Origin of the sequence: uncultured Bacteroides sp. (genome assembly GCF_902491285.1) — a bacterium.
Lineage (GTDB): Bacteria > Bacteroidota > Bacteroidia > Bacteroidales > Bacteroidaceae > Bacteroides.
Map to the genome: position 1 here is coordinate 1 of NZ_CABUHK010000117.1, position 11750 is coordinate 11750.

Sequence of the window (11750 nt, forward strand, 5' to 3'; positions counted from 1 at the left end):
CCTTTCATATCAAGCTGATAGACACCCTCATCCATCGTATCTTTATCCCAAAGGCTAACCATGATTGTTTCGTCTTTCTGAAAAACATCCTTATCTATATTGCTCGTCATTTTACGAATAGATTTGCCATGTTTACGGCCATACCCTTTAGTCAAGCACTCCGGCTGACATTCTCCTGCCAAATCAATCTTCCACCAATCATATGCATCGTAGAGAAACACAGTATTCCCGTCAGCCGTCCACCCTGCTATGCCATAAGCGGGGGCAGGAGCCGGTTTATCATAATTTTCAACGAACATCGGATAACCGATAGCATCAGATATATTAATGACCTTACCTGTAGCACCATCAAACTTATTCCAGACTTGGGCAATCGGATCATACATTACCGCCCACTTGCCATTCACCGACCATTTCGGAGCTGTACGATAACTACGTCCGATCAACTGTTTTGCCCCCGTATGCACATTCACCGAATGTACATCGAACGGTAAGCGATCCAACCACTCACGCTGCATCTTATAAGGAGATTCGTCCGTATAAAGTACATAGTCCAATTTCTCTGCTCCCGATGGTAAGAGTAAATCTACGGTAGATGGAGCAATTTCAGTCAGCTTCTTAGAAGAAATATCATAAATATACGTCACCGACTTATCCTGCCTATAACGTCCGCCCCTTTGTAAAGTCGGGACTTCCATTTCGTTCCATGTCCACAACTCCAATTCAAAGCTCTTGTCCGGTTTCTTCTCCGATTCTTCCCTTCTACGCGAAATCTGCTGTGAGCACCGAAGTTCAAGTATCAAAAAATTATGGCTTTTAGACAAGTCAATGCGTCCGACAGCCATGCCATCAGGCAAAACAATCTCTTTCCTGTCAAAAAGCAAGTTACAACCCGGCTTCTTTAATGAGAAAGCATACCACAAAGAATCGTTTACACTAAACTCCCCAGCCATCTCTTTTTCATTAAAACTATAAGAAGAGGGTTCACTCTTTACAGAACTCTGATAAAGAGTCTTATATGGACCGGCTAAAGGACCATAACATAGCTCGTTCCCGTCTGATTTTTTACGAATGAAAAGAATAGAACGTCCTCCGTCATACAATGTATGATAGCCGATACTGTCAATATGAAAAGCAACTTCTGTCTTTAAATGACGTACCACCAGCCTGTTAAAAGCCGGGACATGATTCACCGTATCTTTCGGCACGTTAGTTACAGAGATTGAGTAAGGAGTCCCTTCTACAGGGCGAAAAGCCTCTTTATGTTTCCATTCGGCCTTTACTCCCGAAGGCAATGACAACAAGAACGTCTTCATTACTCCCGCCGAGTCCGCCTGCCGATAAAAAGCCCCCTGATCGTTATTATAAAACTCCAGACGCTCTATATCACCATTCAGCAATATTTCTTTCCGTGTACGGGAATCGAATAAATGCAGAGGTTTTTCTTCCTTGCTATCCGGATTATATTCCATCAACGATATACGGTAAGTCACCCACCTGCCTGTCGGTGAAATATCCGGCGCATCAATACGCTTCCAAGATGTACACGCATCTATATCCAACGGCCTCTTCTGAGCCTCAACAGACAGGCTTCCACCCAGCAACAAGCTCGTTATAATCCCTATATGTACAAATATCCGGTTCATCTTATCTTCTCCTGTCATCTTTAATCATATCCTTATTCAAATCGACATCAGAATCAGCCGAGTTGTCATGCAACAGCAAGCGGGCAAAATGACGCCACATCTTATGTTCGAAGAAGTCCTCGGACTCACCGAAGAATCCATGTGTACATTTTGGCAATACAAACATCTCGAAATCCTTGTCTGCCTTAATCAATGCATCCACCAAACGCAATGTGTTAGCCGGATTTACAGTTTTATCCATCGCACCGGTAAACAGCAGCAAGCCATGCTTATAATTCTTTGCCAACTCCTGATTCGGACGTACGCGGACACTATAATCATACGTCGTGCTTTCTATTCCCAAACTGTCTTTAGTCGTTTTCACCTTCTCATCCACACCGAAATGAATCTCTACAAATCCTTTATTGTAAATGCGGTTGTCATGATTACCAGCCGATGAAACGGCAGCCGAATAGAAATCGGGATAAGTGCAAATGGCGGCAGCCGACATAAATCCCCCACCGGAATGTCCGTAAATGCCGACTTTAGTGGCATCAATAAACGGATAACGGGCAGCCAGTTGCTCAATAGCATATTTATCATCCGCCAACGGATAATCACGCATATTGTTGTACCCGTAGGTATGATAAGCCTTTCCACGCATCGGAGTGCCGCCTCTGTGCCCTACGGTTATTACAATGAATCCCAATTGAGCCAGACGGGTGTTATAAACATCGTTAATCGTAAAACGTGTCGGCACATACTCAAAGAACGGTCCTGGATAAACATTAGAAATGATAGGATAAACCTTTGTCGAATCAAAATCGGCAGGTTTCCACATCACGCCATACAAGTCGGTCACTCCATCGGCGGCTTTTACCTTAAAGCGTTCCGGTGCTTTCCATCCCATTTCATAGACAGGCTGCAAATCGGGCTTTTCCAATGTCATGATCACCTTTCCATTCCGGTTACGAACCACATTCACCGGTTCCTGCGAAACGGTAGAATAGGAATCTACCATATATCGGTAAGACGGAGAGATACTGACATCATGCGACGCATTCTCCGGAGTCAACAAACGAACAGCATTCGGACGATCCAGTTGAGCTTCATAAAGAATGTAGTAATAAGGATCAATACCTTTTTCACGACCATAACCATAGAAATACATCTTACGCCCGATAGTATCAATCTTGGTAACCGGACCGGCTACCCACGTCCCATCAGTCAGTTGATTCTTCAGATTTCCCGTTGCCGTGTCATACAGGTAATAGTGTCCCCAACCGTTACGTTCGGAACGGAACAGGATTTCCTTTCCGTCATTTAGGAAAGAGACATTACGCATCTGATAATCAAGATACGGTTTGTTTTCTTCATGAATCACTACGCGTACTTTTCCGGTTTCTACGTCTACTTCGCAGATATCCGATTGGTTCCATGGACGGTTATAGCGTTGGAAATACAAGCGTTTCCCGTCTTTCGAAATATATAATACGTCGATATACTGATCAGGCCAACGATTAATATCAATTTTCTTCACTTCACGGGTATCAACATCTCCAATCAATAATTCATATTGGGTGACATGTTTATCGCCCGCCAGTTCGGCTTTATAAGTTTTCAGTGTCGGATATGGAGTAGACAACGAATTGATTAACCATAAATCACGCACTTTCCTGTTATCCTCACGAACTGCATAAAAACGATGGCTACCCGGAATCCAATGAGTGGACTCAGCCCCGAAGCGTCCTTCCATCATGCCCTCATCTTCACGGTTAAATGTATAATTCGGTTCACCGTCCGTTGTCAGTTGTACAGGAATAGTATCTTGTCCTTTCTTCTGATTTCCGACAAAATACAAATTATCCTTGCTGGCATAAAGAAAGTAAAGACTATCCGGTGAATATTTCATCCAATACGGATCACTATTCCCATAAGATGGTTTCTCATTAAGCTGTCTCAACACTTTCGTATGAATGTTGTACGTATAAAGCCCACGGTCAAAATCAATACGAATCGTTTCGTTATCCTTCATAAAAGTGAAAGACAAATATGGGTCTGCTGAAGAATAGGCTTTCTTGGTATATGCCGCAATTTTACTTAATAGTTCATCCGTATCAAATAACAAACGTTTTTCCTTCTTCTTCGGATTGACATAATAATATTTTTTTCCTTCACGTGTAGTAAACGAATAATAAAAACAGTCCGTATCGTTAATAAACGTCGGCCTAACTTCTGTAGAATATTTTGTTATAGGATTCTGCTCCAACAGACGGAACTTCTCCGCTAACTTATAATTCGCTTTCTGCTGTGCACCGGCAAGGCTGCATACAAACAACACAACTACCGGACATATATATTTAAAGAGAGAGTTTTTCATAAAATCTTATCTATTGTCTTATTTGTTGCGATTAATGTCTCCCCAATAATCCGCACGAGTATCACCCAGCAAATGTTTAGCGAAGAAACGGTACATTTTCTTTTCAAAATACTTATCAGCAGAACCATATCCATGACCGGCACCCGGAATCACCAGCATATCAAAATCCTTTCCGGCTTCAATCAAAGCCTGAGCCATACGATATGTATGCGCAGGATTCACATTCTTATCCATATCTCCGGTGACAAGCATCAAATGTCCTTTCAGATTCTTGGCAATCTCTGCATTTGACTTTACACTAAACTTATATTCATACTCTTTTGTCTCGTTGCCCAAACTATCTTTCACCACTTTTTCCACTTCCTTCACGCCGTTGTAGCATTCTCCCCATCCACGGTTGTAGATGTTGTTATCATGATTTCCAGAACATGAAACGGCTGCCTTGTAAAAGTCAGGATACGTGCAAATGGCTGCAGCAGCCATAAATCCACCACCAGAATGCCCGTAGATACCTACCTTGTCAATGTCAATATAAGAGTGTTTGTGAGCCAACTGCTCGATAGCATATTTATCATCAGCTAATGGATAATCACGCATATTGCCGTAACCAAACCGATGGTATGCCTTTCCACGCATAGGGGTATCTCCCCTGTGAGACACAGCAATTACGATAAAACCTAACTGCGCCAAACGGGTGCAACATCTATCTTCTAAGGTAAACGAAGTAGGAATCTGACCAAAGTAAGGACCTGGATATACCACAGAAATAATCGGATACACCTTAGTCGAATCAAAGTCTGCCGGTTTCCACATTACTCCATGCAAATCAGTTACATTATCAGCAGCCTTCACAACAAAACGTTCCGGCTTTTTCCATCCGGCTTTGCTGGCCAACTCAATATCTGGCTTGGCCAATTCAAGAATCGTTTGTCCCTTGTTGTCTTTCAACATAATTCTAGGTTCCATATCCACTCTTGAATAAGTATCAATATAATATCTGTTAGACTTCAAGAAGTTAACTTGATGCTGACCGTCTTCCGTACTTAATGGAGTCACTCCTTCCCTATCAATATGTACTTTGTAGAGCATGTAATAAGACGGATTAATATCTTTTTCCCTACCATATCCATACAAATATACTGTTCGCTCCAAAGTATCAATAGAAGCTATCTGACCTGCCACCCACTCACCGGAAGTCATCACATTCTTCAGCTTTCCATTACCATCATAATGATAGTAATGCCCCCATCCCGTACGTTCAGAACGGAAAAGAATATCTTTACCATCATTCAAAATAGCAACGCTACGAGCATGAGGGTCACGATACGGTTTGTCAACTTCGTGAATAATTTCTTTCACTTCCATTGTCGAAATATTAACAGAACAAACATCCACTTCATCCCATGTACGTTTTGTACGTTCGAAAAAGAGGTATTTACTGTCAGATGTCACACACAAAGGAGCTACGTATTGATCCGGCCACTTATTTATATTAGCTTTTTTTACGGTGCGTTCGATTACATCAACTATCACCAGTTCATTCTGGGTTACATTCTTATCGCCAGGGAATTCATAACGATAAGTAGTTAGGGACGGTCTGTCACCCAACGAATTTATCACCCAGAAATCCCTAAGCAGACGTTCATCTTCGCGTACTAGATAAAGATGCCGTGAATCGGGGCACCAACGGATATCAGACATGACTTCTCCTTCGTCTTCCGTTCCTCCATCATGCGCATAAGAGTAATACCGAACTCCGTCAGTAGTCAACTGCACTTCCGTTGTGTCCATTCCCATCTCTCCGTTACCTTTCACATACAAATTGTGTTTTTTCACATAAACGAGATATTTCCTGTCCGGCGAGTATTTCATCCACGAATAACGATCAAATAATGACCGGCTCTTATCTTTCTTTTTCTCTCCAATCTGATGTGTCAGGCGATTATATTCATAGTTCTTCCCTTTATAAGAAAAAGAAAATACAGCTAGGTTTTCAGAAAACTTGATATCACTCAACTCCAGTTTATTCCTGTCCACTACACCTCTAGTAATCTGTGCTATTCCCGATGCCAGTTTCCCTTTATCAAACAACGGTTCTTTTAACCGACGTTCAGGATCTACAAAATAATAATCCTTCCCAGCGGTCGTACGAAAATCAAACCAGAACTTATCTGTTCCATTGATTTCATTTGGCCAGATACTTAGGTTATTAGCAGAAAAACTACCTCCTAACCCGAAAGTCTGAAATTCATTTGCCAATTCATAGTTGGCCTGCTGTTGGGAAAAAACATGCAGAAATCCCGACCAAGCAAATAAGATTATAAACAGTATTCTTTTTCTCATATTCAAATAAACAAAGGAGAATCACATAAAGTATTCAAGACTCAATGCGATTCCCCGCATAATCTAATATAGATCAAATTATTTTAAAGGTCAAACTGAACAAGCTGGTTGGCATTTCCTATTTTATATAGTACATCCACTATTTTTCCAAAATTATTATCTCCCTCCTTCTCACTTTCCTCATTCGGGTATAATTGTTTTATCTCTACATCATTAACCAATCCTGACTCTTGTTTATCCTTCTCTTCCACCCCATATATAAAGAAACTTCCGTCTTCCAGGGCAACCCCTAACTGACCGTTGTAAACCCCATATTTCGGATACAAATATATATCATTAGATGAAAGAGCAATCACCTTCTTGTCAAATGTATGAATCAATTTTGGAGCAGACACCACACCTTTCACATATTGGCAATACCACAATTCATTCCCCATTGCAATAACAACATATTGTTTTTGTTCAAATACAGCCATATCTGTATACTCTTTATTTTTCAACGACGTCAAGTCATTCTCATAATAATCATATATATCCCATTTTTTATTCTTCATTCTGAAATAACGCAATTGATAGGACATATCGTCACCCTTCATCAAAGCCACCCATGCTTGCATCATGTCGCCATTCACATTAACTGATGCAGTTTTCATTGCTATAATACTTTCATCATGCATATTCTGAAAGTTCTTAGCATCCTCTCCTTCAAATTCAACTATTTCTCCGGTATCCTTCACCGTATTATCATAAAATGTCGGGTCATTGGAACTATTCTTCACCCCACCTCCATTTCGAATAATTACTAATGAATTATCCTCTTCACGAAGGGCCAGAACCGCATCCATATTTCTGTCCTTAAACTTCTGTACAGGATATAAAGCACTGAATTTAGTATAATTCCACAGCGGAATAGACATATAAGCTCCAGCATGAAAATCATTCGCAACCGGCTTCGTGTGCATATAGATATATCCATTTTCATCACGAATAAATTTTGCAGAATAAGACATGGCAGCTTCTACAGGTTTGAAGCCTCCGACCGGCAAATCACCATAAAACTCATCCTCTGTATATACTTCACGCTCCAAAGTGTTACCGTTCAGCTCCACCCAACAATCCTGCATCACTACCAGTTCATCATATACAGTCTCCACTTGCCCAAAAGTACTGGGATAGCCCAAATGCTCAAAGATACCTTTGGGATTGGTTCCCAAATCTTTGACTAAATACTTTTCGACAGAATGATATGCAATAGAATCACGTACCACTTTCTCCCCCCAGATATTCACTGCTTCTGACACACCATACAAGGTTTTAATTTTGATAAATGAAAGTGTTGACTTTCCATCTACATCAGACAAAATCACCCATCCTCTCTGATAAGGAGAACGAACCAGAATATTGGTTGAAGCAGAGTGCTTAACACCTGTCTTATTATCGATGACAGAGAATGTGAGTTCAAACAATCCGATTTTATGAGAATTAAAAGTATACGAAGACGTTTTTGTATTTAGCAACTCTCCGTCAAGTCTCCATTCGTAGCTCACATCCGGGTCTGTTTTATCAATTGTAAACTCAAATGTGGGTGTTATAACCAAATCTTCATCTATCCCAACACTATAATTTTTCTCAATATTATTAATATTGCCTTTCAATTCATTAACCGGCGTATAATCATAATTGTTTTTATCATCCAGGCAACTACAAATACTACCCAATAAAAGTAGTGATAAAATATAAACTGTTATCTTTTTCATACTTCTTCCGTTTTTTAATTATCCGGCAACAGGAATTTCCATTTTACCATACTCATCACTCATTGGTTCATCCGGATGTTGAATATTATAATCTTTAATTCTATTTTTCAAACGCAATGCATATTTACGCAATATAAACATATCTTTTCCGTCAAATACCACCCCGTCTTTTTTCAATTCTTCCAAAAACATTAAATATTTCTTTTCCGAATACCTCCCCAGATACCATTCTTCAACAATGTTATAGGGATTATTCACATCACCGTCATTTCTAGTCCACCACTCAGGTGCAAACAACAAATTAGATACGGAAATAATAGCACGCGAATAGACACTCGGACCTTGACGCACCTCACCACCATCATTCACTTGCAACGTCAACAGTTCAGCTTTCGTATCCAACTTCTCGTAATACTTCAAAACCACCAATATTTCTCCAGTTAGTTCTCCCGCTTTAATTACGCATTTCTCCGGTAATTCATATTGGGTAGCAGGCAAAGTTGTTCGTTCCGGATCTACACTGACCGTAAACTCTAAATCCTTATCCTGTACTTTTCCGGAAATGGTAACTCCTAATAATATCTTAGCATTTTCACCTTCATTATAAAACTTAAAAGATACACCTGTTGTATCTGTTGTCATATTTTTCTCAAATGCAACATATGACACATCATTTGTATGGGTCACTAATCCTTGCTCCTCACAAGAAGTAAAGAAGGAGACTCCCAACAATACAATGACTATATAAAAACTTATTCTTTTCATATATCTTCAATCTTTCAAAATTTAAATATTGCTTTCCGAATCAGGCAATGGCATCACCAAATTTTCTTCAATCGCCGGATATTCTACGAACTGCTTTTTATCCGATCCTTCCAAGTTCCGCTTCAGGCGCTTGTATAAAAAGAAGGTCTGTCCTTCGCCAATAAACTCACGACGAGCATCATCAACAATCAAATTAATGAAATCCTGCTTTGTTCCCGATTTGCTAAGATCAGGAGAACTAATACCTCTTCCTTGCTTCACAGTTTTAAGATATGTCTTGGCCAATTCCTTATCCGTATCATAAATAGCCTCTGCAGCTATATAATATACTTCAGACATACGAATCATAGGCACCATTGTACTATTCACTTTACCAAAACCAGAACCTTCATCTTGTTTTTTATACTTCAATGAACGATAAAAAGAAGAAGTATTCGGTCCTAACTGATACTTAAGACGCCAATCTTTGCCGCTCTCGTTACCGAAGAATTTCGTTACCACAGCATCACTCAAAGCCAAATACCTTTCATCATCCGGTTTCGTAGCATTATCACTTGCATGATTAATCTCCAAATCCCAATCAGTCTGATCTGTAGAGTATAATGCAAATATGATGTCTTCATACATCTTTATATTCCCATTCTCTATATTCATTGGTCCACTATAACTGCTTGTTACTGCCTTGTAATAGCCTTTGTCAGCATTAATATCTATTAATAACTTCGCTGCCTCATATGCCTTTTCCGGTTGTCCTGCATACAAGTAGACACGAGCCAACTCCGCAGTTACAGCATGATAATTAAGATGGAATCCTCTGTACCAAACAAAACGTTCCTCTCCAGAAGGAGACTTAGTAAAACGATTGCCTGAAGTAAACTCAGATGACTTATCTACATCCTTCAGAATCTTTTGTGCTTCTATCAAATCAGCGATGATGCGTTCCAAACAGTAACTGACTGTTTGCCGGTCGGCCAGATAAGATGGATATTTGTCCACATAAGGAATAAAAAGCCTGTCCCCCGGGTTCATAGCCAAAGACGGCGCATATATACGTAACAAATCAAAGTGCATATATGCCCGTAAAGCAATAGCTTCTCCTAAAATCATATTTTTCTCCTGCGTACGTTTGTAGAACAGCATTGTATCTTCCTCTGCCACTTGCTGTGCAAGGTTATTGCAATTGGCTATTATATTCCACGCAGCACTCCACATAGCATCTGTTGTAGGAGTCAGTTCAGAGTTCTTATACAAGAACTGAGATAATTTCTTCATAGCTTTACCACCACCGCTGTCGGGAGCCTTGTCCAAGTCATATACCTGTCCCCAGCCATCTATCAACCCCCAACTCAGATTACTACCGTATAAATCGAAAGTTGCCAACTTCCGGTATATACCGTTCAGAGCTGTACGATAACCGTTTCCTGTTTCAAACAAATATTCTTCCTTTATCTCATCTGCAGGTCTCACATCCAGCCAATCACTACAAGAGCTGAGCAAGATAGCTGCTAGACATGACGCAAATATTAGAGTATATATCTTTTTCATTTTTCTTCTTTTTTAGAACTGTGCTTTTAATGAGAATTCCACTTTCCAAGATCTCGGATAGCTCAATCCGCGTTCCTGTTTAATAGAGGACCAATTTATCAAGTCGCTCGTAGAAGCTTCCAGACGAAGCAGATTCATGCGGAGATGTTTTTTTATCCAGTCACGGTTAAAATCATAGCTGACATTCAATGAATTCAATCGAACCAATGCTTTATCCTGCACGAAACGTGATGTTGGCAAAGTAGTCATCCCCCGGTCTTTAATATCTTTAAACTGAGCTATGTCACCCGGTTTTTTCCATCTGTCCGTCAATACGCGTAAATCGACATTCTTGTTCACTAAGTCCGCATTCTCCACATTGTTGACCAATGTTTGATTGTATTCCTGTCCACCCCACTCATAAAGGAATGAAGCAGACAGAGTCCAATTCTTATACGACAGGTTCAACCCGAAAGCACCACTACATTTAGGTTCTGTATTTCCAACTACAACCTCCTGCGCAGCATTCCACTTATCAGCTATAGAGCCATCACGGTTCAAAAAGATCTCTTTACCCGTAGTAGGATCGATGCCCAATGAACGTACAGCCCAAATTGAAGTCAGAGAAGCTCCCTCCGCATACTGTGGCAGTGGTACCGAATACTCCGCACCATGAGACAGCCCTAATGTTTCCTGATAAAGTGCTTCATTTTTATAATAAGCGGCCACTCTCTCATTATATGCTTTCTGAGAATCGGAAATCTTCAGAATCTCATTCTTATTGTGTGCCATATTTCCCCATAACGCCACATTCCAATTCCTGTCACGATAAATATCCGCACGAAGTTTTAATTCTACACCTTTGTTGGCAACTTGTCCCATATTATCTTTGTAAGTAGAGAAACCAGAAGTTTGGGAAAGGGTGACATCATTCACCAAGTCGATTGTCTTATTATAGTAATACTCGAAATCAATGGTCAAACGGTCGTGCAATGTTTTTGTTTCAATACCGACACTCAACTTATCCGTCTTTTCCCAAGTCAAATCTTTATTACCTAAGGCTTTCAATACAGCTCCATAACCTGTTATATACCATTCATCAAATAAAGTTTCATACATCGTCGTTGCAGCATAAGCCGGAAAATTGACCTTACCGGTACGCCCATACGAAGCGCGTAATTTCAACTTATTAATATATCCGTTGCTTTTGAAGAAATCATAATTATGTATATTAACGCCCACACCTCCAGAGAAGAAAGGAGCCCATTTCTGATTTGCCCCAAACTCTGACGAACCGTCGAAACGTACAGAAGCGTCTACCAAATAAATATCATTCCACGTATAATTGGCAGAAGC

Annotated in this window: 5 protein-coding genes and 2 pseudogenes; all 7 read right to left on the bottom strand. The window is 40.3% G+C overall.

Annotated features, from left to right (window positions below; genetic code table 11):
- Positions 1 to 1664: pseudogene (locus RDN93_RS20260) on the bottom strand (S9 family peptidase); the annotation flags it as partial.
- Positions 1648 to 4005 carry a DPP IV N-terminal domain-containing protein gene (locus RDN93_RS20265; RefSeq protein ID WP_308747168.1) on the bottom strand — a complete coding sequence of 786 codons (2358 nt, stop codon included), beginning with the start codon at positions 4003 to 4005 and terminating at the stop codon, positions 1648 to 1650. The gene RDN93_RS20265 and the pseudogene RDN93_RS20260, both read right to left, overlap by 17 nt.
- An 18-nt stretch (positions 4006 to 4023) precedes the next feature.
- Positions 4024 to 6348 (bottom strand): DPP IV N-terminal domain-containing protein, encoded by a 2325-nt coding sequence (locus RDN93_RS20270; protein WP_308747169.1) that lies wholly within the window; start codon positions 6346 to 6348, stop codon positions 4024 to 4026.
- 83 nt (positions 6349 to 6431) lie between these two features.
- A complete protein-coding gene (locus tag RDN93_RS20275) occupies positions 6432 to 8105 on the bottom strand; it encodes a PKD-like family lipoprotein (RefSeq protein WP_308747170.1) in 1674 nt (557 codons plus the stop codon).
- An 18-nt stretch (positions 8106 to 8123) separates the two neighbouring features.
- Complete coding sequence (locus RDN93_RS20280; protein ID WP_308747171.1) at positions 8124 to 8870, bottom strand: DUF4843 domain-containing protein; 747 nt, start codon at positions 8868 to 8870, stop codon at positions 8124 to 8126.
- A 21-nt stretch (positions 8871 to 8891) separates the two neighbouring features.
- Complete coding sequence (locus tag RDN93_RS20285) at positions 8892 to 10415, bottom strand: RagB/SusD family nutrient uptake outer membrane protein (RefSeq protein WP_308747172.1); 1524 nt, start codon at positions 10413 to 10415, stop codon at positions 8892 to 8894.
- A 12-nt stretch (positions 10416 to 10427) separates the two neighbouring features.
- A pseudogene (locus RDN93_RS20290) lies at positions 10428 to 11750 on the bottom strand (TonB-dependent receptor); the annotation flags it as partial.

Coding starts and splice junctions, on each gene's coding strand:
- RDN93_RS20285 (WP_308747172.1), bottom strand. CDS start 10,415: ATGAAAAAGATATATACTCTAATATTTGCGTCATGTCTAGCAGCTATC.
- RDN93_RS20265 (WP_308747168.1), bottom strand. CDS start 4,005: ATGAAAAACTCTCTCTTTAAATATATATGTCCGGTAGTTGTGTTGTTT.
- RDN93_RS20280 (WP_308747171.1), bottom strand. CDS start 8,870: ATGAAAAGAATAAGTTTTTATATAGTCATTGTATTGTTGGGAGTCTCC.
- RDN93_RS20275 (WP_308747170.1), bottom strand. CDS start 8,105: ATGAAAAAGATAACAGTTTATATTTTATCACTACTTTTATTGGGTAGT.
- RDN93_RS20270 (WP_308747169.1), bottom strand. CDS start 6,348: ATGAGAAAAAGAATACTGTTTATAATCTTATTTGCTTGGTCGGGATTT.